The organism is Streptomyces sp. NPDC047515, from assembly GCF_040643055.1.
Lineage (GTDB): Bacteria > Actinomycetota > Actinomycetes > Streptomycetales > Streptomycetaceae > Streptomyces.
The window spans coordinates 148,687-172,801 of the sequence record NZ_JBEYTM010000003.1 but is presented as its reverse complement, the minus strand read 5'-3'; the positions used below and the strand labels follow the sequence as shown (position 1 = coordinate 172,801).

The 24,115-nt window shown below is 70.8% G+C and carries 26 protein-coding genes and 1 pseudogene; 11 read left to right on the top strand and 16 right to left on the bottom strand.

Features of this window, described 5'->3' with window-relative positions:
- Positions 1-55: 55 nt before the first annotated feature.
- Positions 56-730, top strand: coding sequence for an MOSC domain-containing protein (locus tag ABZ826_RS03720; protein ID WP_361441819.1), 675 nt, complete (start codon positions 56-58; stop codon positions 728-730).
- Between the two features lie 70 nt (positions 731-800).
- Positions 801-1,574, top strand: a complete 774-nt coding sequence (locus ABZ826_RS03715) for an SDR family oxidoreductase (protein ID WP_361441568.1) — start codon at positions 801-803, stop codon at positions 1,572-1,574.
- An 8-nt stretch (positions 1,575-1,582) separates the two neighbouring features.
- On the opposite strand, the gene ABZ826_RS03710 is transcribed toward ABZ826_RS03715, so the two are convergent.
- Positions 1,583-3,112 (bottom strand): right-handed parallel beta-helix repeat-containing protein, encoded by a 1,530-nt coding sequence (locus tag ABZ826_RS03710; RefSeq protein ID WP_361441565.1) that lies wholly within the window; start codon positions 3,110-3,112, stop codon positions 1,583-1,585.
- 198 nt (positions 3,113-3,310) lie between these two features.
- Between ABZ826_RS03710 and ABZ826_RS03705 the strand changes: the two genes are divergently transcribed.
- From ABZ826_RS03705 to ABZ826_RS03685, 5 genes are all read left to right on the top strand, one after another.
- On the top strand, positions 3,311-4,393 hold the full coding sequence (locus ABZ826_RS03705) for a substrate-binding domain-containing protein (protein WP_361441562.1): 1,083 nt from the start codon (positions 3,311-3,313) through the stop codon (positions 4,391-4,393).
- Between the two features lie 231 nt (positions 4,394-4,624).
- Positions 4,625-5,953 (top strand): sugar ABC transporter substrate-binding protein, encoded by a 1,329-nt coding sequence (locus ABZ826_RS03700; protein WP_361441559.1) that lies wholly within the window; start codon positions 4,625-4,627, stop codon positions 5,951-5,953.
- Positions 5,953-6,846, top strand: a complete 894-nt coding sequence (locus ABZ826_RS03695) for a sugar ABC transporter permease (RefSeq protein ID WP_361441556.1) — start codon at positions 5,953-5,955, stop codon at positions 6,844-6,846. The genes ABZ826_RS03700 and ABZ826_RS03695 overlap by 1 nt, the downstream gene beginning before the upstream one ends.
- Positions 6,843-7,697: a carbohydrate ABC transporter permease gene (locus ABZ826_RS03690; RefSeq protein ID WP_361441553.1), complete on the top strand. Its 855-nt coding sequence runs from the start codon at positions 6,843-6,845 to the stop codon at positions 7,695-7,697. Before ABZ826_RS03695 ends, ABZ826_RS03690 begins: the two co-directional genes overlap by 4 nt.
- A 35-nt stretch (positions 7,698-7,732) precedes the next feature.
- A complete protein-coding gene (locus tag ABZ826_RS03685; RefSeq protein ID WP_361441550.1) occupies positions 7,733-8,761 on the top strand; it encodes a hydroxyacid dehydrogenase in 1,029 nt (342 codons plus the stop codon).
- Positions 8,762-8,935: 174 nt separating this feature from the next.
- On the opposite strand, the gene groL is transcribed toward ABZ826_RS03685, so the two are convergent.
- Both groL and groES read right to left on the bottom strand, forming a co-directional pair.
- Entirely contained in the window at positions 8,936-10,558 is a 1,623-nt protein-coding gene (gene groL / locus ABZ826_RS03680) for a chaperonin GroEL (RefSeq protein WP_361441547.1), read from the bottom strand.
- A 100-nt stretch (positions 10,559-10,658) separates the two neighbouring features.
- Complete coding sequence (gene groES / locus ABZ826_RS03675; RefSeq protein WP_093540722.1) at positions 10,659-10,967, bottom strand: co-chaperone GroES; 309 nt, start codon at positions 10,965-10,967, stop codon at positions 10,659-10,661.
- A gap of 363 nt (positions 10,968-11,330) precedes the next feature.
- Between groES and ABZ826_RS03670 the strand changes: the two genes are divergently transcribed.
- On the top strand, positions 11,331-11,813 hold the full coding sequence (locus ABZ826_RS03670; protein WP_361441544.1) for a DUF6234 family protein: 483 nt from the start codon (positions 11,331-11,333) through the stop codon (positions 11,811-11,813).
- Positions 11,814-12,027: 214 nt separating this feature from the next.
- Here ABZ826_RS03670 and ABZ826_RS03665 read toward each other — a convergent pair whose 3' ends face one another.
- Positions 12,028-13,020, bottom strand: coding sequence for a polysaccharide deacetylase family protein (locus ABZ826_RS03665; RefSeq protein ID WP_361441541.1), 993 nt, complete (start codon positions 13,018-13,020; stop codon positions 12,028-12,030).
- A gap of 115 nt (positions 13,021-13,135) precedes the next feature.
- Between ABZ826_RS03665 and ABZ826_RS03660 the strand changes: the two genes are divergently transcribed.
- Positions 13,136-14,425: a class I SAM-dependent methyltransferase gene (locus tag ABZ826_RS03660; RefSeq protein ID WP_361441538.1), complete on the top strand. Its 1,290-nt coding sequence runs from the start codon at positions 13,136-13,138 to the stop codon at positions 14,423-14,425.
- A 16-nt stretch (positions 14,426-14,441) separates the two neighbouring features.
- Here ABZ826_RS03660 and ABZ826_RS03655 read toward each other — a convergent pair whose 3' ends face one another.
- Both ABZ826_RS03655 and ABZ826_RS03650 read right to left on the bottom strand, forming a co-directional pair.
- Positions 14,442-14,807: a hypothetical protein gene (locus ABZ826_RS03655; protein ID WP_361441535.1), complete on the bottom strand. Its 366-nt coding sequence runs from the start codon at positions 14,805-14,807 to the stop codon at positions 14,442-14,444.
- A gap of 103 nt (positions 14,808-14,910) precedes the next feature.
- On the bottom strand, positions 14,911-15,576 hold the full coding sequence (locus ABZ826_RS03650) for a hypothetical protein (protein WP_361441532.1): 666 nt from the start codon (positions 15,574-15,576) through the stop codon (positions 14,911-14,913).
- 95 nt (positions 15,577-15,671) lie between these two features.
- Between ABZ826_RS03650 and ABZ826_RS03645 the strand changes: the two genes are divergently transcribed.
- Positions 15,672-16,292 carry a methyltransferase domain-containing protein gene (locus tag ABZ826_RS03645; RefSeq protein ID WP_361441529.1) on the top strand — a complete coding sequence of 207 codons (621 nt, stop codon included), beginning with the start codon at positions 15,672-15,674 and terminating at the stop codon, positions 16,290-16,292.
- Positions 16,293-16,401: 109 nt separating this feature from the next.
- Here the strand turns inward: ABZ826_RS03645 and ABZ826_RS03640 are convergent.
- The 6 genes and pseudogenes from ABZ826_RS03640 to tsaB form a co-directional block, all read right to left on the bottom strand.
- Positions 16,402-16,704 (bottom strand): annotated as a pseudogene (locus tag ABZ826_RS03640) (sigma factor); the annotation flags it as partial.
- Between the two features lie 41 nt (positions 16,705-16,745).
- The gene (locus tag ABZ826_RS03635; RefSeq protein WP_361441526.1) at positions 16,746-17,111 is read right to left on the bottom strand and encodes a YciI family protein; all 366 of its coding nucleotides are present in this window, start codon (positions 17,109-17,111) and stop codon (positions 16,746-16,748) included.
- Positions 17,112-17,496: 385 nt separating this feature from the next.
- Entirely contained in the window at positions 17,497-17,775 is a 279-nt protein-coding gene (locus ABZ826_RS03630; protein WP_361441523.1) for a hypothetical protein, read from the bottom strand.
- Positions 17,772-18,872 (bottom strand): tRNA (adenosine(37)-N6)-threonylcarbamoyltransferase complex transferase subunit TsaD, encoded by a 1,101-nt coding sequence (tsaD, locus tag ABZ826_RS03625; protein ID WP_361441520.1) that lies wholly within the window; start codon positions 18,870-18,872, stop codon positions 17,772-17,774. The genes ABZ826_RS03630 and tsaD overlap by 4 nt, the downstream gene beginning before the upstream one ends.
- Positions 18,872-19,375, bottom strand: a complete 504-nt coding sequence (gene rimI / locus ABZ826_RS03620) for a ribosomal protein S18-alanine N-acetyltransferase (protein ID WP_361441517.1) — start codon at positions 19,373-19,375, stop codon at positions 18,872-18,874. Before rimI ends, tsaD begins: the two co-directional genes overlap by 1 nt.
- Positions 19,372-20,034, bottom strand: a complete 663-nt coding sequence (gene tsaB, locus ABZ826_RS03615; RefSeq protein WP_361441514.1) for a tRNA (adenosine(37)-N6)-threonylcarbamoyltransferase complex dimerization subunit type 1 TsaB — start codon at positions 20,032-20,034, stop codon at positions 19,372-19,374. Before tsaB ends, rimI begins: the two co-directional genes overlap by 4 nt.
- Before the next feature lie 176 nt (positions 20,035-20,210).
- Here tsaB and ABZ826_RS03610 point away from each other — a divergent pair, with 176 nt between their 5' ends.
- Positions 20,211-20,756: a hypothetical protein gene (locus ABZ826_RS03610; protein ID WP_361441816.1), complete on the top strand. Its 546-nt coding sequence runs from the start codon at positions 20,211-20,213 to the stop codon at positions 20,754-20,756.
- Positions 20,757-20,765: 9 nt separating this feature from the next.
- Here ABZ826_RS03610 and ABZ826_RS03605 read toward each other — a convergent pair whose 3' ends face one another.
- The 4 genes from ABZ826_RS03605 to alr all read right to left on the bottom strand — a co-directional run bounded on the left by ABZ826_RS03605 (position 20,766) and on the right by alr (position 24,104).
- Positions 20,766-20,966 (bottom strand): hypothetical protein, encoded by a 201-nt coding sequence (locus ABZ826_RS03605; RefSeq protein ID WP_361441511.1) that lies wholly within the window; start codon positions 20,964-20,966, stop codon positions 20,766-20,768.
- Between the two features lie 131 nt (positions 20,967-21,097).
- On the bottom strand, positions 21,098-21,628 hold the full coding sequence (gene tsaE / locus ABZ826_RS03600; protein WP_361441509.1) for a tRNA (adenosine(37)-N6)-threonylcarbamoyltransferase complex ATPase subunit type 1 TsaE: 531 nt from the start codon (positions 21,626-21,628) through the stop codon (positions 21,098-21,100).
- Positions 21,597-22,856 (bottom strand): alpha/beta hydrolase, encoded by a 1,260-nt coding sequence (locus ABZ826_RS03595; RefSeq protein ID WP_361441507.1) that lies wholly within the window; start codon positions 22,854-22,856, stop codon positions 21,597-21,599. The genes tsaE and ABZ826_RS03595 overlap by 32 nt, the downstream gene beginning before the upstream one ends.
- A gap of 93 nt (positions 22,857-22,949) precedes the next feature.
- Positions 22,950-24,104: an alanine racemase gene (alr, locus tag ABZ826_RS03590; RefSeq protein ID WP_361441505.1), complete on the bottom strand. Its 1,155-nt coding sequence runs from the start codon at positions 24,102-24,104 to the stop codon at positions 22,950-22,952.
- Positions 24,105-24,115: the final 11 nt, after the last annotated feature.

The following is a 24,115-nucleotide window of genomic DNA, read 5'->3' as shown; positions in this document are numbered from 1 at the left end:
ATTATTGCTGTGCATCTTTGGGGCCGGCATGGTTAGCGTTTCCCGCATGAAGCCGATGAAGTTGCTCACCGTGAACGTGGGACGACCCAAGACCGTCGACTACACCGACGCCCCCGGCGGCGCGACCGGGATCGACAAGCAGCCGGTCGACGGCCCGGTACAGGTCACCGACCCCGGCCCCAAGGGCACCGGCGGCAGCGGACTGGCCGGGGACGCGGTGTGCGATCTGCGTCATCACGGCGGCTCCGACCAGGCCGTGTACGCCTTCGCCCGTGAGGAGCTCGACGCCTGGGAGCGGGAGCTCGGCCGGCCGCTGCCCAATGGCGCGTTCGGCGAGAATCTGACGACCAGCGGGCTGGACGTGAGCGGCGCGAAGATCGGCGAGCGCTGGCGGATCGGCCCGGAACTGGTGCTGGAGGTCGCGTCGAGCCGGATTCCGTGCCGTACGTTCGCCGCTCATCTCGACGAGCGCGGCTGGGTCAGGCGGTTCACGCGGGCGGCCGCCCCCGGCGCGTATCTGCGGGTGATCGAGCCGGGCGCGATCCGTGCCGGGGACCCGGTCGAGATCGTGCACCGGCCCGGCCACGACGTCACCGTGGACCTGGAGTTCCGGGCCACGACGACGCGGCGCGAACTGCTCCCGGAGCTGCTCGCGGCGCGCGACACGCTGCATCCCGAGACGCTGGATGCCGCGCTGAAGTACGTGGCGAAGGAGACGGCGGGCGGCTGATCGCAGGGGTGCGCGGGGCACCGGTGCCTGTCCGGCCGTGATCCGCCGGACAGGCACTAACGTGCCGCGTATGACGACTGCACTGATTACGGGCGCGACCGCGGGGATCGGAGCCGCCTTCGCGCGGCGGCTGGCGGCCGACGGGCACAACCTGGTGTTGGTGGCACGCGACACCGAGCGGCTGCGCGAGCAGGCGACCGAGCTGCACGACCGGCACGGCATCGAGGCCGAGGTGCTCCGGGCCGACCTGTCCGAGGACAAGGGGATCGCCGCGGTCGAGGACCGCTTGACGGACCGTCACCAACCGGTCGATCTGCTGGTCAACAACGCCGGGTTCGGCAACAAGGGCCGCTATCTGGACGTGCCCATGGCCGACGAGCTGAACATGCTGAAGGTGCACTGTGAGGCGGTGCTGCGGCTGACCTCGGCGGCCGCGGCCGGGATGCGGGAGCGCGGGCGGGGCGGGGTCGTCAACGTGGCCTCGGTGGCGGCGTTCGTGCCGCGCGGGACGTACGGCGCGTCCAAGGCGTGGGTCGTGCAGTTCACCCAGGGCGCGGCGAAGGACCTGGCGGGTTCGGGGGTGCGGCTGATGGCGCTGTGCCCCGGTTTCGTACGGACGGAGTTCCACCAGCGGGCCGGGATGGGGACCGGCAACATCCCCGGCTGGATGTGGCTCGACGCGGACAAGCTCGTGGCGGCGGCCCTGGTGGACCTGGCGCGCGGCAAGTCGGTCTCGGTGCCGGACCCGCGGTACAAGGCGTTGATGGGGCTCGTGAAGCTGACGCCGCGCGGCCTGCTCGGAGGGGTCACCTCCAAGACAGGCCGCAAGTACGGTCCTCAGTGAGCGGTCGGTTACCGCACTCCCCGGCCCGCGTAGGCGCCGATGTTGGGGGCGCCGGGCTTCAGCACGTTGCCGAAGTAGTCCTTGCCGCCGTTGTTCTCGATGACGGCTCCGGCGGCGAGGGCGGGCGAGCCCGCGCCGAGCCGGAAGTCCGTACGGAGCTTCGGGTCGGCCGTGATGCCACCGGGGTCGGGACGCGTCATGTCGATGCCGTAGAAGGCGTTGTGGTCGAAGGAGAGCCCGGCCGTCGGGTTCTTGAAGGCGTAGCCGCCGGTGCCCTCGCTCACGAAGACGTTGTTGCGGATGGACAGTTCGTGCTGGGTGGTGGCCGGGCTGCCGGCGTCGTCCTGGACGAGGTATCCGGGGATCTGCTCCTTGTTGTGGAAGGTGTTGTTGTGGATCTCCGTGCCGAGGATCGGGCCCCAGCAGTTCTGGATCAGGCGGGCGCCGTCGTCACGGCTCACGTTGTAGCGGGCGACCGTGCCGATGGTCTTTGCGCCGCTGTAGGGGCAGATCAGCAGGAAGCCGCCCTTGTTGTCGTGGCTGTAGTTGTACTGGAAGACCGTGTTCTGCGAGGCACCATCGGCGTCGAAGGACATTCCGTCGTGAGTGTTTCCGCCGCCCGAGACCTCGTTGTACTCGACGGTCGTGTCGTCGGTGTTGAAGGTCCAGATGCCCGCGTTGGCGGAGGGCGAGCGGAGCTGGAAGCCGTCGACCCGGTTGTGGTCGACGCGGGCGCCACTGGTGGTGTCGAGCTTCATGCCGTCGCCGGCCAGGGACTTCAGCGTGTTGTGGTGGACGCGGACTCCGGTGCTGGGCGTCCACTCCCCCGGGTAGACGTTCGGGTCCTGCTGCTGGCCGACCAGATCGCGCTTGGAGAACGTCGACTTGAAGTAGATCCCCTCGCGGTCGACGTCCTCGATGCGGTTGTGCCCGATGTCCAGGCCGTCGTACCAGCTGGCCTTCGCCGTGCCCTCGACCGCGACATGGATCGCGCTGGAGCCGGACACCGTCTTGTAGTCACCGCCGCGCACATCGTGGATGTAGAGGCCGGAGACGTCGAAGCCGCGGGCGACGCCGTAGTCGATGAGGCGGAGGCGGACGCCGTTGCGCTCGCTGCCGGGGTTGTCGGCGTTGGTGATCTCCAGGGCCTTCAGGTGCACGTACTGCGTGTTGGAGAGCAGGACGACATCGTGGGCGCCCGCTCCGTCGAGCCTGGCGCGGGCCGGGCCGTTCCCGTAGTCGGCGATGGTGAACGGGGCGCGGGCGGAGCCGGTGCCCTGCGGGGCGAGGGTGCCGGTGCAGGTGGCGCCGCGCTTGAAGAGCAGCCGGTCGCCGGGTCCGTAGGTGTGCGCATTGGCCTCGGCGAGCGTGGTCCAGGGGTGCTGCTTGCCTCCAGTGGCACCGGCCGGCGCGGCGGCACAGTCGACATGGAAGGTGCGGCCGGCGGGTGCGGCCTGTGCGGCACTCTGACCGGCGACGGTCAGCCCGGCGGCGGCTGTCAGGGCCACGAGCGCCGCGGCGGTGACGCGATGTCTCACAATTCCTCCGTGCGAACAGTCAGTGACGGGACGAGTCGGCATCGCCGGAATCCTGGACTCGGATTGATCGAACGTCAATGGATTGCGTTTGAATGATCGAAACTCCCATCGTTCGATCACGTTGCTCTAGGGTCGGAGAACGGCCCCGGCATCGGCCGGACCGGGGACCGGGCCACACACTGCGAGGGGACTGCCGCTGTGCGCGAAAGTGCTGCTGAACGACATGACCGCCTGCTGGGACTGGTGCGGGAACGGGGCTCGGCCCGGGTCTCGGACCTGGCCTCGCAGCTGGGGGTCTCGCCCGTCACCGTGCGCCGGGACGTGGAGGAGCTGGCCGGCCGGGGCCTGCTCGACCGGGTCCACGGCTCGGTCTCCTGGCCGCAGGACGCCGCCCCCGCGTCGGCCGCGGGGTCCGGCAGCCGCATGGTCCTCGGCATGCTCGCGCCCTCGTCGACGTACTACTTCGCGGAGGTCATCCGCGGGGCCCATGAGGCGGCCGCCCGCGCCGGGGCCCGGCTGATCCTGCGGATCTCCGACTACCGGCCGCAGGAGGACCAGGCCCGCACCGAGGGCCTGCTCTCGGCCGGAGCGGAGGGCCTGCTGGTCGCCCCTGGCTGGCAGCACCCCGGCGATCCGGCCGCGTTCGGCGACTGGATCGCCTCGCTGCCGGTGCCGACCGTCCTGCTGGAGCGCAGGCCCACCGCGGGCTCCCCGCTGGACGGCCTGGACCGGGTCTGCTCGGACCACGCGCACGGGGTGCTGCTCGCCGTGCGCCACCTGGTGGACCTCGGGCACGGGGCGCCGCTGCTGATGGCCCGCGCGGACTCCCCGACCGCCGTCGCGGTGCGGTCCGGGTACGCGGAGGCCCTGGCCCTGCTCGGGCTGGACGCACCGCAGGACGTGATCGAGTCCGTACCGGCGGAACTCGCTCCGGACGCCTTCGAGCAGGCCGTGCAGGCACTGCGCGAGGCGGTCCGCTCGGGCGTGGCGACGGCAGCGCTGATCCACAACGACGTGGACGCGATCCAGGTCGTGCAGCGCCTGGCCGAACTGGGCGTACGGGTGCCGGACGACCTGGCGCTGATCGCCTACGACGACGAGGTGGCCGCGCTCGCGGACACCCCGCTCACCGCGGTGGCGCCGCCCAAGCGCGACGTGGGCCGCCATGCCACGGAACTGCTGGTCGAGCGGCTCGGCCAGGGCGCCGGCACACCCCGGCGCCATCTGACGCTGCTGCCGCAGCTGCGGGTCCGGGACTCGTGCGGGGCGCCCCTCCCGTAGGCCGCGGACGGCGGACGCAGGCACAGACGCAGACGGTGACCTCGGAGCGTGCTCCTGAGCCGGCCTTCCCGCGGTGCTCGCGAACCCCTCACGCAAAGCATTCCACCCACTTCCGTACGCAACTTGTTTGATCTTTTTTCGCTCAATCGCTCTTTCGCTCTTGACTTCGGTCACGGCTGGTCCAAGGATCACGGCCAACGCCAATGTCGTCGCCTGTTCAGGAGCCTCGCTGTGAGCCGCAGTTCGAGCAGAACGTCCCTCGCCGTAGTCGGCGCCGCCACCGCCCTCGCCGTTCTCACGGCCTGTGGCGGCAGCGGCGACGACAAGACCGCCGCCGGAAGCGACGGCAAGCCCGTCAGCATCACCTTCTGGGGCTGGACCAAGGGGTCCAAGGAGGTCGTCGACGCGTTCAACGCCTCGCACAAGAACATCAAGGTGGTCTACGAGGAGATCCCGTCCGGCAACGCGGGCGGCTACGCCAAGATCTCCAACGCGGTCAAGGCGGGCAACGCCCCCGACCTGGTCTCCATCGAGTACCCGCAGCTTCCGGAGTACGTCAGCCAGGGCGCGCTCCAGGACATCGGCCAGTACTTCACCGAGGACATCAGGAAGAAGCTGCTGCCGCAGGCGGTCGAACTGACCACGCTCGGCGGCAAGAACTGGGCTGTCCCGTTCGACGCCTCCCCGCAGTCCTTCTACTACCGCAAGGACCTGTTCAAGAAGTACGGCGTCGAGGTCCCCAAGACCTGGGCCGACTTCCGCAAGGCCGCCGAGAAGGTGAAGAAGGCCGACAAGAACGCCCGCATCGGCACCTTCTTCCCCGACGACCCGACCACGTTCCAGGCGATGGCCTGGCAGGCGGGCGCCCAGTGGTACAAGCCCGAGGGCGACACCTGGAAGGTCAGCACGGCCGACGCGGCCACCAACAAGGTCGCCGACTACTGGCAGGGTCTGCTCGACGACGACCTGATCCGCGCCAACGCCTCGTTCAGCCCCGAGTGGACCAACTCGCTCAAGAACGGCGGCACCGTCGGCTACCTCGGCGCCGCCTGGGGCGCGGGCGTCCTCAAGGGCACGCTGCCCGAGCAGAGCGGCAAGTGGGCCGTCGCCCCGATGCCCAGCTGGGACGGCAAGCCGGCCAGCGGCATGCTCGGCGGCTCCACCTTCGCGGTGACGAAGACCAGCAAGAAGGCCGAGGCCGCGGTCGAGTTCGCCACCTGGATGTCGACCACCGAGGAAGGCATCAAGGCCCGCATCGAGTCCGGCACGTCGAGCGCCTTCCCGGCCGCTGCGGCGCTGCGCCCGGTGGCGAAGAAGTCCTTCGACGCCGGCTTCTACGGCGGCGAGGACATCTACCAGGTGTTCGAGGGCGCCGCCGCGTCCATCGGCCCCGACTGGAACTGGGGCCCGACGACCGGCACCACGAACACCACCATGAAGGACCAGTTCGGCAAGGTCGCGAGCGGTGGCACCACCATCAAGGACGCCGTGAAGGCCGGGCACGACGCCACGGTCGCCGAGCTGAAGAAGCGCGGTCTGAAGGTCGAGGACGCAGGCTGATGAAGCGCGCCCGGACGACCAGAGCCGCCGCCATCCTGCTGGGGCCCTTCTTCGTACTGTTCACCGTGGTCATGGTGCTGCCGATCGGATACGCGGTCTGGCTCAGCCTGTTCACCGAGAAACAGTCCGGCCTGGGCTTCGGCGGCACCGAGACCGTCTTCAGCGGACTCGACAACTACACGGCGGCCCTGGGCGACCGGGCGTTCCGCGAGGGCTTCGGCGTACTCCTCGGATACTGCCTCTTCTACATTCCGCTGCTGCTCATCGGGGCCCTCGCCCTCGCCCTGCTGCTGGACTCCGCGCTGGCCCGCGCCCGCAGGTTCTTCCAGCTCGCGCTCTTCCTGCCACACGCCGTGCCCGGCATCATCGCCGCGCTGATCTGGGTGTACCTCTACACGCCCCAGCTCAGCCCGGTGGTCAGCGCCATGGAGTCCGGCGGCATCGGCTTCGACTTCTTCTCGCCCGAGGGCGCCCTCCCCTCCGTCGTCAACATCGCCCTGTGGGAATGGCTCGGCTACAACATGGTGATCTTCTATGCCGCGTTGCAGGCCATCGACCGCTCCGTACTCGAAGCGGCCACGGTCGACGGGGCCGGAGCCTGGCGCGTCGCGCTCAGCATCAAGGTGCCGTTGATCCGCGCCTCGGTCGTGATGGTCGCGCTGTTCACGGTCATCGGCTCGCTCCAGCTGTTCACCGAGCCGCTGATCCTCAACAAGGGAACCGGCTCCGCCGTCACCTCCACCTGGACGCCGAACATGTACGCCTACACCGCGGCCTTCGAACGCAACGACTACGGTCTCGCCGCGGCCGCCTCCATCCTGCTTGCGCTCACGGCCGCGCTGTTGTCCTTCGTCGTCACCCGCTTCACCGGCCGGAAGGGCAAGAAAGCATGAACTCCCCCGCCTCCCGAAGCCGCTGGATGTCGAAGACCGCGGTCAACGGCTTCCTGCTGCTCGCCGTCGTCTACATGCTCTTCCCCCTCGTCTGGCTGGTCACCGCCGCCACGAAGGACACCGGCGGACTGCTCGCGGGCAACGCGTTCTCCTTCGAGGGCTTCAACCTCGGCGAGAACCTGTCGAACCTGGCCTCCTACGGCGACGGGATCTACTTCCGCTGGTACCTCAACAGCCTTCTCTACGCGGGCGGCGGGGCGATCGTCTGCTCGCTGATCTGCGTCGCCGCGGGGTACGCCTTCGACAAGTACGAATTCCGGGGCAAGGAGAAGCTGTTCGGCCTCGTGCTGATGGGCGTGCTCGTCCCCACCACGGCGCTCGCCCTGCCGATGTATCTCCTGGCCTCCAAGACCGGCCTGGTCAACACCTACTGGTCCGTGCTGATCCCGGTGCTGGTCAACCCGTTCGGCGTGTATCTCGCCCGGGTGTTCAGCACCGGCTACATACCGAACGAGGCCCTGGAGGCCGCCCGTATCGACGGAGCCGGCGAGTTGCGCGTCTTCTGGTCCATCGGGCTGCGCATGGTCATGCCGGGCTTCGTGACCGTCTTCCTCTTCCAGTTCACCGCGATCTGGAACAACTTCTTCCTCCCCCTCGTGATGCTCTCGGACCGCAAGCTCTTCCCGCTGAGCCTCGGCCTGTACTCCTGGAACACCAACACCCATGGCGAGCCGAGCTTCTATCCGCTCGTCGTCACCGGCTCGCTCCTCGCCGTCATCCCCCTGATCGTCGCCTTCGTCTCGCTGCAGCGGCACTGGAAGGCCGGTCTGACCGCCGGCAGCGTCAAGTGACCACCGCGCGAGCCCTGAGGAGTACGAGTCCCACCATGCCCCACGCCACTGACAACCGGCCGACGGCCCTGCTCGCGATGGGCCCCGGCGTCGCCGACCGCCTGCTCGCCGACCGCCATCGCACCCGGCTGGCCGCCCTCACCCGCACCGACCCCTACCTCGTCGCCCACGACCTGGCCGACCCGACGCCCGAGGTGGCCGCCGCGCTCGCCGAGGCCGAGGTGCTGTTCACCTGCTGGGGCGTGACTCCGCTCACCGCCGAGGTGCTGTCGGCCGCGCCCCGGCTGCGCGCCGTGGTGCATGCGGCGGGTTCCGTGAAGCACCACATCACCGACGCCTGCTGGGAGCGCGGGCTCGCCGTCACCTCGGCGGCCGGGGCCAACGCGCTGCCCGTCGCCGAATTCACCCTCGCCGCGATCCTCTTCGCGGGCAAGCGGGTCCTGAGCTCCGCGGACCGCTATCGCACCCTGCGCGCCGACCACGACTGGCTCGCGGAACTCAACGGCTGGGGCAACTACCGCCGTACGGTCGGTATCATCGGCGCCTCCCGCATCGGCCGGCGCGTGATCGAGCTGCTGCGCCCCTTCGATCTGGACGTCCTGCTGTACGACCCGTACGTGGACGGGCCGCAGGCGGCTCAACTGGGCGTACGGCTCACCTCGCTCGACGAGCTGTGCGCGAGCAGCTCGGTCGTCTCGGTGCACGCGCCGCAGCTTCCCCAGACGCGCCATCTGATCGGCGCGGCTCAGCTGTCGGCCATGGCGACCGGGACGACGCTGATCAACACGGCACGGGGTTCGCTGGTCGACGAGGAGGCACTGCTGCCCGAGCTGACGGCCGGCCGGCTGCACGCGGTGCTGGATGTGACGGAGCCCGAACTCCCGCCCGCGCACTCGCCGTTGTACGACCTGCCGAATGTACTGCTCACGCCGCATGTCGCGGGTTCGCTGGGCGATGAGCTGCACCGGATGGCCGACCAGGCGCTGGACGAGACGGAACGGTACGTACGGGGTCTGCCCTTCGCGGACCCGGTGCTGCCGGAGGTGCTGCCGCACTCGGCCTGACGCGGGCTCCATCCCCTGCCCGCACCTCCCGGCGGCATCCCCGGCCCGGGAACGCCGCACATGCCGAGGCCCGGTACCCCGCGACGGGGTACCGGGCCTCAGTGTCCGGGTGGAGCTACACGCTGGTGCCGTGACCGGCGACGATCGACAGGGCGAACGTCGCCGGGAGGGGCACTAGTGCGAGTGACCGTGGCCGTGACCGGCCTCGGCCTCTTCCTCGGCCGGCTTCTCGACGACCAGCGTCTCGGTCGTGAGCAGCAGCGACGCGATGGACGCGGCGTTCTCCAGCGCGGAGCGGGTGACCTTGACCGGGTCGATGACGCCGGCCTTCACCAGGTCGCCGTACTCGCCGGTCGCGGCGTTGAAGCCCTGGCCCTTGTCGAGCTCGGCGACCTTCGAGGTGATGACGTAACCCTCGAGGCCCGCGTTCTCGGCGATCCAGCGCAGCGGCTCGACCGCGGCGCGGCGCACGACCGCGACACCGGTGGCCTCGTCGCCGGTCTTGCCGAGGTTGCCGTCGAGGACCTTGACGGCGTGGACGATGGCGGAGCCACCACCGGAGACGATGCCCTCCTCGACCGCGGCGCGGGTCGCGGAGATGGCGTCCTCCAGACGGTGCTTCTTCTCCTTCAACTCCACCTCGGTGGCGGCACCGACACGGATCACGCACACGCCGCCGGCCAGCTTCGCGAGGCGCTCCTGGAGCTTCTCGCGGTCCCAGTCGGAGTCCGTGGCCTCGATCTCGGCCTTGATCTGGTTGACCCGGCCCTTGACGTCGCCGGGCTCGCCGCCGCCGTCCACGATCGTCGTGTCGTCCTTGGAGACGGTGACGCGGCGGGCGGTGCCCAGCACGTCCAGACCGGCCTGGTCGAGCTTGAGGCCGACCTCCTCGGCGATGACGGTCGCACCGGTGAGGGTGGCGATGTCGCCGAGCATGGCCTTGCGGCGGTCACCGAAGCCCGGGGCCTTCACCGCGACGGCGTTGAAGGTGCCACGGATCTTGTTGACGACGAGGGTCGACAGCGCCTCGCCCTCGACGTCCTCGGCGATGATCAGCAGCGGCTTGGAGCCACCGGCCTGGATGACCTTCTCCAGCAGCGGGAGCAGCTCCTGGATCGAGCCGATCTTGCCCTGGTGGATCAGGATGTACGGGTCGTCGAGGACGGCCTCCATACGCTCCTGGTCGGTCACCATGTACGGGGACAGGTAGCCCTTGTCGAAGGCCATGCCCTCGGTGAAGTCGAGGTCCAGACCGAAGGTGTTGGACTCCTCGACGGTGATGACACCGTCCTTGCCGACCTTGTCCATCGCGTCCGCGATGAGCTCGCCGACCTGCGGGTCCTGCGCGGAGAGCGCGGCGACGGCGGCGATGTCGCTCTTGTCGTCGATCGGACGGGCGGTCGCGAGGAGCTCCTCGGACACGGCCTTGACCGCGGCGTCGATGCCCTTCTTCAGGGCGGCCGGGGAAGCACCCGCGGCGACGTTGCGCAGACCCTCGCGGACGAGCGCCTGGGCCAGCACGGTGGCGGTGGTCGTACCGTCACCCGCGACGTCGTTGGTCTTGGTCGCCACTTCCTTCACCAGCTGGGCGCCGAGGTTCTCGTACGGGTCGTCGAGCTCGACCTCGCGCGCGATGGTGACACCGTCGTTGGTGATGGTGGGAGCGCCGAACTTCTTGTCGATGACGACGTTGCGGCCCTTGGGGCCGATCGTCACCTTGACCGTGTCGGCAAGCTTGTTGACGCCGCGCTCAAGGGCGCGACGGGCGTCCTCGTCGAACTTCAGAATCTTCGCCATGGGAGCTGAGCTTTCCTCTCAAATGAACTGCGCCCCCGACCGCCCGGCTGGTTAGTTCGCAGGGGGCCAGGGGCGCAGAACAGAAGCAAACGTGGGTGAATTACTTCTCGATGATCGCGAGAACGTCGCGAGCCGAGAGGACGAGGTACTCCTCGCCGTTGTACTTCACCTCGGTGCCGCCGTACTTGCTGTACAGCACGACGTCGCCGGTCTTGACGTCGAGCGGCAGGCGCTCGCCGTTCTCGAAGCGGCCCGGGCCCACGGCCAGGACGACGCCCTCCTGGGGCTTCTCCTTGGCGGTGTCCGGAATGACCAGGCCGGAGGCCGTGGTCTGCTCGGCGTCGAGCGGCTGGACCACAATGCGGTCCTCGAGCGGCTTGATCGCAACCTTGGTGCTGGCGGTCGACACGATCCGGTCTCCCCCTTCGGAGATCTCACGGGGTTAAGAGTCTTTGGGTGGCGACCAGGTGGATCCGTCGTCGCGGGTGCCGGACCTGCCAGTCGCCAGTACTGCTGGCACTCTCCAGTGGCGAGTGCCAGCACCGAGACTATGACCGGGATTAGCACTCGGTCAAGCGGAGTGCCAATTCGGCCAGTCGTGGCGTGCCGGAAGCCCTGCCCGCCCCCGCCGCTTCCCACCCCCGGACCACGGACCGCACAACAGTCCGGGCAACAGTCCGGGCAACAGTCCGGGCAACAGTCCGGGCAACAGTCCGGACACCATAAGGACAACGCGGGGGCGGACCGAACCGTTCCGTACGACCGTGGGTTCATGCTCGAACCTCCGCGCGGACCGTCGAACCCGCCGCCGCCCCGCCCCTGGGCCACGCAGCACCCCTCTCGCACCGTGAACGGCTGCCTCGACGTGCTGCTGGGTCTGCTGCTGGTGGCCCTGGAGGGGCTGATCTGCGCGGTCGCCGCCTACTCCCTGACGGTCTCGCGACTGGACCTCGGCGGCCGGGAGGCGCCCGGTCCGCCGCCGATGGACTGGACACCCGTCCTCGTCTTCGGCGGGATCGCCGCGGTGATCTCCCTGTTCGCCGTGGTCCTGATCCGCTCGAACTGGCCCTGGGCGGGTGGCATCCAGGTCCTGGCCGCACTGCTGCTGTGTCTGGTCACAGTACTGACCGGGCACGAGGACTACCGCCGCGCGCACCCGGCACCGGCCCCCGCACCCTCGTACGATCCCGGCCGGTCCGGCCACCAGTGCCTCAGCGGCGGCGACAACCACGAGTGCCTGGACTCCGGCGGCTGAGGGCAGGCGACGACGACCAGCGACCCCGGCGCCCCGTGATCGCCGCGCGGACGCGCCCGCGGGCCGGCCTCGGGCGCCGGCCGCGGCCGGGTCATCTTCTGCGCGGCCTTGCGGCCCAGCCGTTCGATCGGATCCACCGACTGCGCGCACGCGGTGGTGGCGGTCAGCAGCGCACCGGCTGTCAGCAGTCCGGCGAGCAGCCGGTGCGCCCTTCTCATACGTAGTCCTCCAGCCGGGCCACGGCGTACCCCTTGTCCGTGATGGTCTTCATGACCGCGCGGACCAGGTCGGTCATGCTGCCGCTCCACTCCTTCCGGCCGCGGAAGTGCGTGAGGATGATGTCGCCGGGGTGCAGGTCCTGATCCTCCTCGCGCCATTCCATGTGGTCCGGGAACGCCTCCTCGTTCCAGAGCGGCACGGCCTTGATGCCGCAGGACTTCGCGATGCGGAGCGTGTCCCCGTTGTAGTTGCCGTACGGCGGGCGGAAGAGGGTCGGACGCTTGCCGAACTGCTTCTCGATGATGTCCTGCTGGCCGCAGATCTCGCGCCTCTGCCCGCTGTAGGAGAGGCCGGGCAGGTAGGGGTGGTTGAGCGTGTGATTGTTGAGGGACACGCCCAGCCGCTGCGCCTCGCCGAAGTACCCGTAGTTGTCGCTCACCTCGTAGTCGCTGAGGAACGCGCTGTACGGGATGTCCAGCTCATCCATCATCCGCAGCAGTTCGGGGTCCTTCTCGGCACCGTCGTCCATCGTCAGGAAGACGACCCGGTCCTTGGTCGGGACGGTGGTGAACACCGGCGGCAGCGAGTCGTCGCCGCCCTTGACCTCGAATCCCTCCCGGGTGGTGAGGTGCGGCTTCACCGCGGGCGGCGGGGGTGCGACCAGCGGCGGCCCGCCCAGTCCCCACTTCTTCGCGAGGGCCGCCCGCACGGCCGGGGCGAACTTCGCGTTCTCGTGGGATCCGGCGGGCGCGCGGCCCTGTTCGGCCGGTCGCCCGGGGCCCGCCTTCCGTCCGGGAGCGCCCGGGTGTCCGGCGGAGGGTCGGGCCCGGTGCTCGGCGTCCGCGTCACCCCGGTCGCCGGCCGCGGACGCGCAGCCCGAGCCGACGGCGGCGAGCAGGAGTAGGGCCAGGACCACACGGGCCGGCCGGTCCGCGCCGGGAGCCCGGCGCGCACCGGCGTCGAGCGTGCCCGATTCTCGCCTTTCCATGTTTAATTCATCCTTTTGTCGTATAAGTTACATGACGTCGCATCCTGCCAGCCCGTGACGGACCCCGGGGTGCGACACCGCCGCCGGGTCCGCCGGTCAACCCGGCTGGCTCACAATGGGACGGGTGAACGCTCTCGCCCCGAACGACCCGAACGCCCCGAACGACCCGCCGGACGGGCCCGACGGGCCCGGCGCCGATGCCCCGTCCGGCGCCGACGACCCGCTCGCCGCCTTCATGGCCCTGCGCACCCCGGAGGGCGCGGCGCTGCTGGAGGAACTGCGCTCGTACGACCCCGCCCAGGAGCTGGCCACCGCCACCCGGCTGCGCCGCACCCACCCGGCCTCCCTGGTGTCGGCCGCGCTGGGGCAGGCACGGCTGCGGCAGCGGGCGGTGGCGAAATTCGGTGCCGAGGACGCGTACCGGATGTTCTTCACGCCGAACGGCGTCGAGCAGGCGACCCGTACCTCGGTGGCCACCCATCGCGCGCGGCGGTTCGTGGCGGCGGGGGTACGGAGCGTCGCCGACCTCTGCTGCGGGATCGGCGGCGACGCGATCGCGCTCGCACGGGCGGGCATCTCGGTCCTGGCCGTGGACCGCGATCCGCTGACCGCCGAGGTGGCGCGTGCCAACGCCGCCGCACTCGGTCTGGACGGTCTGATCGAGGTGCGCCGCGCCGATGTCACCGGGATCGACACCTCGCCGTACGACGCGGTCTTCGTCGATCCGGCGCGGCGCGGCGGCCGGGGCAGGATCTTCGACCCCGAGGCGTACTCGCCGCCGCTCTCCTGGGCGACCGGCGCGGCGCTCGCGGCCCCGCGCGCCGCGCTGAAGATCGCCCCCGGCATCCCGCACGAGGCGATCCCGGCGCGGGCCGAGGCCGAGTGGATCTCGGACGGCGGCGATGTGAAGGAGGCGGTGCTCTGGTTCGGCGAGGGTTTCACGGCCGGTTCGTACCGGGCCACCGTGCTGCCGGGCGGCGCCGCGCTGTGGTCCGCGGCCCCGCTGCCCGCCCCGCCCGTCGGCCCGGTCGGCCGCTATCTGTACGAGCCGGACGGCGCCGTCATCCGCGCGCATCTGGTCGCCGACATCGTGGCGCGATGCGACGGCCGGCTGATCGACGAGACCATCGCGTACGTCACGAGCGACGAGCCGTACGACTCCCCGTACACCACCGGATACGAGATCACCGACCGGCTGCCGTTCAACATGAAGAAGCTGAAGGCGCTGCTGCGGGAGCGGAAGGTCGGCGTCCTGACCGTGAAGAAGCGCGGCTCGGCCGTCGAGCCGGAGGAGCTGCGCCGCAGGATGAAGCTCCAGGGGCCGAACGCCGCGACGGTCTTCCTCACCCGGGTGGCCGGAGCCCCGACGATGCTGATCGGCCACCCGCTGACCGGTCCCGCCTGACCGGCGGGGGCGGCCGTCAGGCCAGGTCGGTCAGGTCCTCGGCGTACACCTGGGAAAGTGGCTGAGGACCCACGTACTGCTGGCAGTTGCACTGGCCGGACTCGAAACGGACCGGTTTCTTGGCCTCGTCCCAGGCCGTCGGCACCTCGACCCGCTCATGGCACCTGCCCCGCTTGTCGTGCTTGGCGAGATGGTGCGTGCAGCCGCAGACCGGCTCCGGCGGCTTGTGGGCCGCTTCGACGGCCAGCCGCTCCTGCCTGGCCGCCTCCAGCAGCTCCAGCTTGCGGCTGTGCCGGTTGCGCAGCGCGGTACGGACGTTGTCGACGGCCCATCCGAAGCCGCCCGTCCAGAAGATGATGAGCACCCACCAGTACCACTCCATGCGACACTCCTCCCCCTGCGTGGCTCATGCGTCCGGCCAGGACAGGTCCGGGCTCAGAACCTGTCGGGCGGCCACGCCCGATCAGAGGCCGCCCGACAGGCTCTCAGCGGTGCGCGCCGCCTCCGGGGGAGAACAGCGGCTCCGGGGCGGGCGCCCCGACCAGTACCCGCAGCACCCAACGCCGGTGGGCGAAGGCCTTGGTGACACCGATCAGTCCGACGAGCCAGCAGGTCATCCCGAGTCCCATGACCAGGGCGGCGAGGCCGAAACCGCCCCGGACCGTCTCGTCGGTCGCCGGGACCGCGATGCAGGTGTACAGCCCGAGAACGCACAGCGCGAACGACAGCAGCAGCCAGACCAGACTGACGCCCGGCATCCTCAGCCGCGCGTCGCGCACCGGATCGCGGTCCAACCCGCCCCAGGCGGCGAGCAGTCGGCGGATCTCACTGTCGCGGCGCAGCCCGATGACGACGAGGAAGACCGCGGGCACCACGCAGCAGGCACCCGTTCCGGCGAGGATCACGGCGAGCACGGCGCTGAAGATGTCGTAGGTCTCCTCGAACGTGATGAGCGCCGCGCCCACCAGCGACCAGCCGACCGCGCAGAGCGCCCCGCACAGCCACAGCGTCACCAGCCGCGCCGGGGAGACATGCCTCTTCACCAACTCCCCCAGCACCACGGCCCGGTCGGCGAGCAGCGCCTCACGGTCCGGCCAGGAACGTATCTCCACGGGCGGTGGGGGCGGCGGCAGTTGTGCGCGGCTGGACATGGGCCAGACCCTATCGACCGTGTGTTTCTGTGGACGGCACGGTGCGTCGGGGCCACCGGGGTGCCATGCTGGGAAGGGACACACGGAGGTTCACGATGGGGTTCTATGCCGAACGGATCGTGCCCCGGATCGCCGATGCCGCCGGGCGCGCGAAGGCGGTCGAGCCGCTGCGGCGCCGGGTCTGCGAAGGCCTGTACGGCGAGATCATCGAGATCGGGTTCGGCTCCGGGCACAACGTCCCGTTCTACCCGGAGGCCGTCACCGACGTGGCCGCGGTCGAGCCGTCCGATCTCGGCTGGAAGCTGGCCCGGGACCGCATCGACGCGGGGCACGCCCTGGTGCGCCGCGCCTGCCTGGACAGTCAGTACCTGCCGTTCGAGGACAACACCTTCGACGGCGCCCTCTCGACGTGGGCGCTGTGCACCATCCCCGACGCCGACGCGGCGCTGCGCGAGGTGCGGCGGGTCCTCAAACCCGGTGCGACCCTGCACTTCCTGGAGCACGGGCTGGCGCCGGAGGAGGACGAGGACGTACGCCGCTGGCAGCGCCGCCTCGATCCACTGGAGCGGCGGATCTTCGGCGGGTGCCATCTGACCCGGCCGATCCCCGAGATGCTGACGGCCGCGGGGTTCACGATCGTCGATCTCGAAGTGTTCTACGCGAAGGGCGCCCCGAAGCCGATGGCGGCCGACTCGATGGGGGTCGCCGTCCCCTGACCGGTCCGGGAACGGGGCCGGGGCGGCGCCCGGAACTCATCGCCCGGCGCGGTCCGGATGGGCCGCGCGGTCCAGGAGCAGCTCGCGTTCGCGTGCGTTGCGGGCCAGTCTCGGGCGGTGGCACGTCCTCCAGGGCCCGCCCCACCTCGGCGAGCTTGCGCGCGTACGTCGCCCTGCGGCGTACGAGATCGATCGCGCGGTGTCTGGCGGTGGCCATGAGCCAGGCGCCCGGCCGGTCCGGGACACCTGACTCCGGCCACTGTTCCAGCGCGGCCACCAGGGCGTCCTGCGCAAGTTCCTCGGCGATGCCCACGTCCCGCACGATGCGGGTGACACCCGCGATGATCCGCGCGGACTCGATCCTGAAGACCGCCTCGACCGCCGTCCTCGCACGTGCTGCCGTCACGGTCACCCATCAGAGCAGCGGCACGGGGACGCGGCAAACCGGGCCGGTCAGATGCTCGGGGCCTCGTCGATCTGCCGGACCTCGGAGGTGACGGTCCAGCTCTCCGGGTGGATCTGCAGGAACCGCTTGGTCCATTCCAGGGCTTCGGCCTTGTCCTTGACCTGGAGGATGGCGTAGCCGCCGACGACCTCCTTGGTCTCGGTGAAGGGGCCGTCGGTGTAGCTGAGCCTGCCGCCGGACCAGGTGACCCTGGTGCCCTCGGAGGTCGGGGTGAGTCCGGCCGTCTCCAGCATGACCCCGGCCTTGGTGATCTCCTCGAACAGGGCGCCCATGCGCTTCTCGAACTCGGGGCCCGGGTTCTCGGAGGGGAGGTTCTGCTCGTCGATGCGGATCAGCGACAGGAAGCGGGGCATGGTGACTCCTCGGTCGGAAGGGGCGGGGTCCTTCCCCGCCTCTCACCCTTGCGTCGAGCGGGAGACACCCGGATCGACAGCTCCCACGGAATTCTTCTGAGAATCTTCCGGAGCGGCCACCGCAGCGGTCCGTTCCGGTGCCGGGAGCAGCATCAGGACCACCAGCACCGCGAGCGCGAGCAGCCCGGCACAGACCCGGAACGCCGCCGCGTACCCCGCCGCCGGATCGGCCGGGCGGTCGCCGTCACTGCGAGACGGCCGAGGAGCTCGACGCGATCATCGAGGGGCTGATCAACCGAGGAACGTCCCACGACGTCGGCCGGCCGAAGGGCCCCTCCCACCGAGGGGTTCGCCCCGGCCCGAGCACTCCCCCGTCCGTGAGCCTCTACGACCCCAGGGACTCGAAGCGCCAGCGGTGCACCGGACGGGTGATCAACTCGGCGGCCGGTTCGGGGAGTTCGGGCAGCTCGTCGCCGTAGGCCGCCGCCCACCAGGTGATGACCAGGACCCGGTCCTGCGGGGCGCGCAGCAGCTCGCGCCGCAGCGGCTCGCGGGCCAGCTCGGCCGCGCGGGCGCGCGCCCACTCCAGGAGTTCGGGGCCTCTGCCGTCGACGGCGCGGGCCTCCCACATCAGCGCGACGGTCGTACCGCCCGTGCCACTCATGAGTACAGGTTGTCCTTGCTGATCTCGTGCACGTGGTCGTGGTCGTGCGCATGGGCACCGGGGACGTGGGTGTCGGTCACCGGCAGCGACGAGTCCGCGGACAGCTCCAGGTCCGACGCCGGCCTGCCGCGGGCCACCATCTCCGCGCCCAGCGCCGCGACCATCGCCCCGTTGTCCGTGCACAGCCCCGGCCGCGGCACCCGCAGCCGGATACCGGCCCGCTCGCACCGCTCCTCGGCCAGCGCCCGCAGCCGCGAGTTGGCCGCCACGCCGCCGCCGATCATCAGGTGGTCGACGCCCTCGTCCTTGCAGGCCCGGACGGCCTTGCGGGTGAGCACATCCACGACGGCCTCCTGGAAGGACGCCGCCACGTCCCTCACCGGCACCTCCTCGCCCGCCGCCCGCTTGGCCTCGATCCAACGGGCCACCGAGGTCTTCAGACCGGAGAAGGAGAAGTCGTACGCGGGATCGCGCGAGCCGCTCAGACCGCGCGGGAACGCGATCGCCTTCGGGTCGCCCTCCTTCGCCAGCCGGTCGATGACCGGACCGCCGGGGAAGCCGAGATCCAGCACCCGGGCGATCTTGTCGAAGGCCTCGCCCGCCGCGTCGTCGATGGTCGCGCCCAGCGGCCGTACGTCGTTGGTGATGTCGGGCGCGAGGAGCAGCGAGGAGTGGCCGCCGCTGACCAGCAGCGCCATCGTCGGCTCGGGCAGCGGGCCGTGCTCCAGCTGGTCGACGCAGATATGCGAGGCGAGGTGGTTCACCCCGTAGAGCGGCTTGTTCAGCGCGTACGCGTACGCCTTGGCGGCCGAGACGCCGACGAGCAGCGCGCCCGCGAGTCCGGGACCCGCGGTGACGGAGATGCCGTCGAGGTCGCGGGCGCTGATCCCGGCCTCCTTCAGGGCGCGCTCGATGGTGGGGACCATCGCCTCCAGGTGAGCCCGGGAGGCGATCTCCGGGACGACACCGCCGAAGCGGGCGTGCGTGTCGACGCTGGACGCCACGGCGTCCGCCAGCAGCGTCGTACCGCGGACGATGCCGACGCCGGTCTCGTCGCAGGAGGTCTCGATGCCGAGTACGAGCGGTTCGTCAGCCATCAGTCAGTCTCTGTCTCTTGTACGGGCTCTTGCACCGTCAGGCGCATGACGAGTGCGTCGATGTTGCCCGGCTGGTAGTAGCCGCGGCGGAAGCCGATCGGTTCGAAGCCGAAGCGTTCGTACAGCTTCTGCGCCCGGGTGTTGTCGACGCGGACTTCGAGGAGCACCTCGGCGCACTCGAAGGCCGTGGCGTGCTTCAGCAGATCGCTGAGGAGTTCGGAGCCGAGGCCGCCGCCCCAGTGGTCGCGGGTGACACCGATGGTCTGTACGTCGGCGAGGTCACCCGCCGCGGCGAGCCCGGCGTAGCCGACGATCCGGCCGGTCACGGGATCCTCGGCGACGACGTAGCGGCGGGTGGCCCGCGCACCGCGGGAGTGCGCCAGCTCGGACCAGAACATGCCGGCCGACCAGGCGTCGTCGGGGAACAGCTCGTGTTCGAGCTCCAGCACCGGATCGATGTCCCACCAGCGCATCTCGCGCAGTACGGCAGTCGTGCTCGTCACTTGGGGGTGACCACCTTGTAGTTCTTCGGAACCTGGGCGTCGGGCCTGCGGAGGTAGAGCGGCTGCGGCGGCAGCAGTTCCGCACCCGCGGCCAGGCGCTCGGCGGCGAGGGCGGCGAGCGCACCGGCACTGACGTGCTCCGGGCCCCGGGCGTCCGGGAACGCCTCCGGGTAGAGCACGGCGCCCGCGCCGACGACGGGAAGCCCGGCGAGCCGCTCGGTGATGTCGGCGGGCCGGTCGACGGCGGGCTCCGTGGCGCGCGTACGGAAGTCCTCGTATCTCGCCCAGTACACCTCCTTGCGGCGGGCGTCCGTCGCGACGGCGAACGGGCCCTCCAGACCGCCTTGCCCGGCGGCGTACGCGAGAGCGTCCAGGGTGCACAGCCCGTGCACGGGCACGGAGAGGGCGGAGCCGAAGGTCGCGGCCGTGACCAGGCCCACCCGCAGCCCGGTGTACGGGCCGGGGCCGACGCCCACGACCACGTCCGTCACGGCGTCGAGTTTCACCCCGGCCTCGGCGAGGACCCGGTCGACGGCGGGCAGCAGCAGCTCCCCGTGCCTTCGGGCGTCGACCTGGCCGTACTCGGCGACGACGGAGCTTTTGTCGTGAAGGGCGACGGTGACGGCGGGGGTGGCGGTATCCACGGCGAGCAAGAGCACGCAAACAGCCTACGGCTCCTCCGACGGGGGCACGGCGTCCCGTACGGCGTCCCGGTACGGCCGGTCCCGGCTGCTACCGTCACCGAGAACACGCGGGTACGACGTAATCGCTAAACGCTTGTACGACATACAGAGCGAAAGGGGCGCGCACGGTGGCAAGGGGCAGCTCGGGAATCGTGGCCGGGCTCACTGCGGCGGCTCTCGCCGCGGTCGGCTTCCTGGCCTACCAGGCATCGGCGAACGCCCCCGATTCCGTGGCCGCGCCCAAGCCGAAGGTCTCCAGCAGCGCCCCCGCCACCGGCCATGACAAGCCGAAGGACAAGAAGAAGCCTCCGGCCGCGCTCCCGGCCGGCTCCGGTACCGGCAAGCGCGTGGTGTACGCCCTGGAGGACCGTCAGGTGTGGCTCGTCGACGAGGCCGGGAAGGTGACCCGGACCTTCGAGGTCATGCCGAGCGCGCTGAACCCCAAGCCCGGGACGTACCAGGTGGGCACCCCGCGCCAGGGGCCCCCCACGAAGGGCTCGGACGGCGTGATGATCGAGCACGTCGTGCGGTTCACGATGGTGGACGGCGTGTCCGTCGGATTCAGCGCGGCGCTGGACGGCTCGATGGAGAGCCCGAACCCGGCGCTGAAGACGGGCGGCGTACGGATGTCCCGGGCCGACGGGAACGCGATGTGGGAGTTCGCGACCGTACGCACGACAGTGGTCGTCGTCCCGTAACCCGCGGGTTCAGCCGGCCCGGCGTCCCGGGGCGGATGCGGCGGGTTCCGCGTCGGGGTCCGTTTCCGCGTCATCCGTTGGAACGGCGGTGGCCCGGTCCTGGTCCGTGGACGGCGCGGGCGGGGTCGAGACCGCCGTGGCCGCGGCGCAGGCCGACAGCAGGTCTCTCATCGATGGCGGCGGCACTTCACGGTCGGCGGACGTCGTCATGGATGCCTCCTGAGGCTCCGGCGGAAGGCATGGTTAGGCAGACCTAACCCGCTCTCACCATCCATGTGACCACGCCCGCCCCGCCCGGCGCAACAATGTACCGACACGCTGTCGGAAAGTGCGTCCCGCGCTCAGACCTCGCCCAGCCCCGCCCAGCGCGCGCCGATGCCGACCAGCGTCACCTCGCGCCGTTCGTCGTCCGTGTCACCGACCGCGCGGTGGATCACCACCTGCAGCCGGTCGTCCGAGAGCTCCTCGACCTTGCCGTCGCCCCACTCCACGACCACCACCGACTCCGGCAGCGACACGTCGAGGTCCAGGTCCTCCATCTCGTCGAGCCCGCCGCCCAGGCGGTACGCGTCGACGTGGACCAGCGCGGGACCGCCGGTCAGCGACGGATGGACCCGGGCGATCACGAAGGTGGGCGAGGTCACGGCGCCACGCACCCCGAGGCCCTCGCCGAGCCCCCGGGTCAGCGTCGTCTTCCCGGCGCCGAGCTCACCGGTGAGCATCACGAGGTCGCCGGGGCGCAGGACAGCGGCGATCCGGCGGCCGAGGGCCTGCATCTGTTCGGGGGATTCGACGGCCAGGCGCACGGTGACGGTGCCCGGCGCGGCGCCTTCGTCTGGCTCAGCCGTCAGGCTGTTGTGCGGTGCTTCCATGCCCGCCAACGTTAGCCGCTGCCGGCACCGCTCCGACGCGTACCAGCAGGTCCGCCAGCCGGTCCGTCACCGTCTCCGGGTGTTCCAGCATCACCAGATGACCGGCGTCCGGGACGATGACCAGCTCCGCCTCCGGGAGCTGGTCCGCGATGGCCTCGCTGTGCGAGCTGGGCGTCACCAGGTCCTTGTCGCCCGCCAGGATCAGCACCGGGAGGTCGCGGAAGGCCGGCAGCACGTGGCTCTTGTCGTGTTCGGTGAAGGCCGGGTAGAACTCGGCGACCACATCGATCGGGGTGGATTCGATGAGCCGCTCGGCGAACCGTTCGACCGCCGGGTCCACGTCCCGCGAGCCGAACGAGTACCGCTTGATCAGACCGGCGAAGAGATCGGCGGTCGCCCGCCGGCCCCGTTCCACCAGTTCGGCCTGGGAGCCGAGCGCCCTGAGCACCCCGGGAAGCACCCGTCGCACCGCGTTCACACCCGCGATCGGCAGCCCGAAACTGACCTCGCCGAGCTTCCCGCTCGATGTGCCGATGAAGGCCACGGAGGCGACCCGGTCCCGGATGAGCTGGGGGTACTGCTCGGCGAGCGCCATCATCGTCATGCCGCCCATCGAGTGCCCGACCAGCACCAGCCGCCCTTCCGGGGCGGCCGCGTCGATGACCGCCTTCAGATCCCGGCCGAGCTGGTCGATGCCGACCGTCACCCCGTCCGCCTGGGCCCGGCCCCGCTCGGAGCGGCCGTGGCTGCGCTGGTCCCAGTGGACGGTTCGGACCAGACCGCGCAACGCCGCCCGTTGGAAGTGCCAGGAGTCCTGGTTGAGGCAGTAGCCGTGGCTGAAGACCACGGTGACGGGGGCGGGTGCCTTGCGGCCGAAGAGCCGACGGCGGCGCGTGCCGGCCCCGGTGGCGGTGGTGCTCTCGCCGTCCGGACCGGTCCCCGAAGCGCCGTCCGGTTCGACCTCGTCGATCTCGTAGTACAGCTCGGTGCCGTCGTCGGCCGTGGCCCGGCCGGGCAGTCCGCGCAGCGAGCCGTACGGCCCCGAGGCGTCCAGCGCCAGCCTGGCCCTCCTGCGCATGCCCCGGCCCACGGTCAGCCGCTCGACCGCGACGCCCGCGGCGGCTCCGGCCGCGATCACACCTATGGCGGCCCCGGCGAACCCCGCCCGGCGCCAGCCGACCGCCGTAGCGGCGTCCGTCACCGCGTCCCCCGCGCTGATCTCGCTCACCGTGCCGCGCTCCTCGTCGGTCGTGTCCGTCAGGTCAGGGCTGGTCTGTTCCAGTCGTGCTCAGATCGTGCCTGGTCAGGGGCGCTTGATCGGTCAGGACTCGGCCGGGGTGCCATGCAGATGGATGCGCGGCACACGGGTGCCGATCCGGGTGACGATCTCGTACGCGATCGTGTCGGCGGCCTGCGCCCAGTCCTCGGCGCTCGGCTCGCCCCGGTCCCCGGGGCCGAAGAGGACCGCCTCGCTGCCCACCTCGATCTCGTCCCCGTCGAGGTCGACGACGAACTGGTCCATGGCCACCCGGCCCGCGATCCGCCGCCACACGCCACCGACCAGGACGGGCGCGCGGCCGGAGGCATGGCGCGGGATGCCGTCCGCGTAGCCGACCGGCACCAGGCCCAGGGTCGTCTCGGCGGAGGTCGTGTAGTGGTGTCCGTAACTGATCCCGTGACCGGCCGGCACCTGCTTGACCAGGGCGATCGACGCGACGAGCGTCATGACGGGACGCAGCCCGAAGTCGGCCGGGGTGCCGAGCTCGGGGCTGGGCGAGATGCCGTACATCGCGATCCCGGTCCGTACGAGATCGAAGTGCGCCTCGGGGATCGTCAGCGCCGCCGGGGAGTTGGCCATGTGGCGCACCTCGGGATCGACGCCCTCCTTCTCCGCGTACGCGACCATGTCCCGGAACACGTTCAGCTGAGCGGCGATGGAGGGGTGGCCCGGCTCGTCGGCGCAGGCGAAGTGGGACCAGAGGCCGGTGATCCTGACCGTGCCCGCGTCCTCGGCGGCGCGGGCGGCGGCGACCAGCTCGGGCCAGTCGGCGGGCTGGCAGCCGTTGCGTCCGAGGCCGGTGTCGGCCTTGAGCTGGACACGGGCCGGGACGCCGGCCTCCGTGGCCGCGGCGACGACCTCGCGCAGGGCCCACATCCCGCTCACCGACACATCGATGTCGGCCTCGATCGCCTCGCGCCAGGGACCGCCCGGCGTCCACAGCCAGCACAGCACCCGGCCGCCGAGCCCGGCGGCCCGCAGCGCGAGCGCCTCCTGCGGCGTCGCGGTGCCCAGCCAGGTCGCCCCGGCCTCCAGCGCGGCGCGGGCGCAGGGCACCGCCCCGTGCCCGTACGCGTCGGACTTGACGACGGCCATGAGTTGCGCACCGGCCGCCCGCGCGCGCAGTTCACGCACATTGGCGCGCAATGCGGCGAGGTCGATCTCGGCACGGGCTCTCAAGGACGCTGTCTCGTTCATCGCGCCCAGTC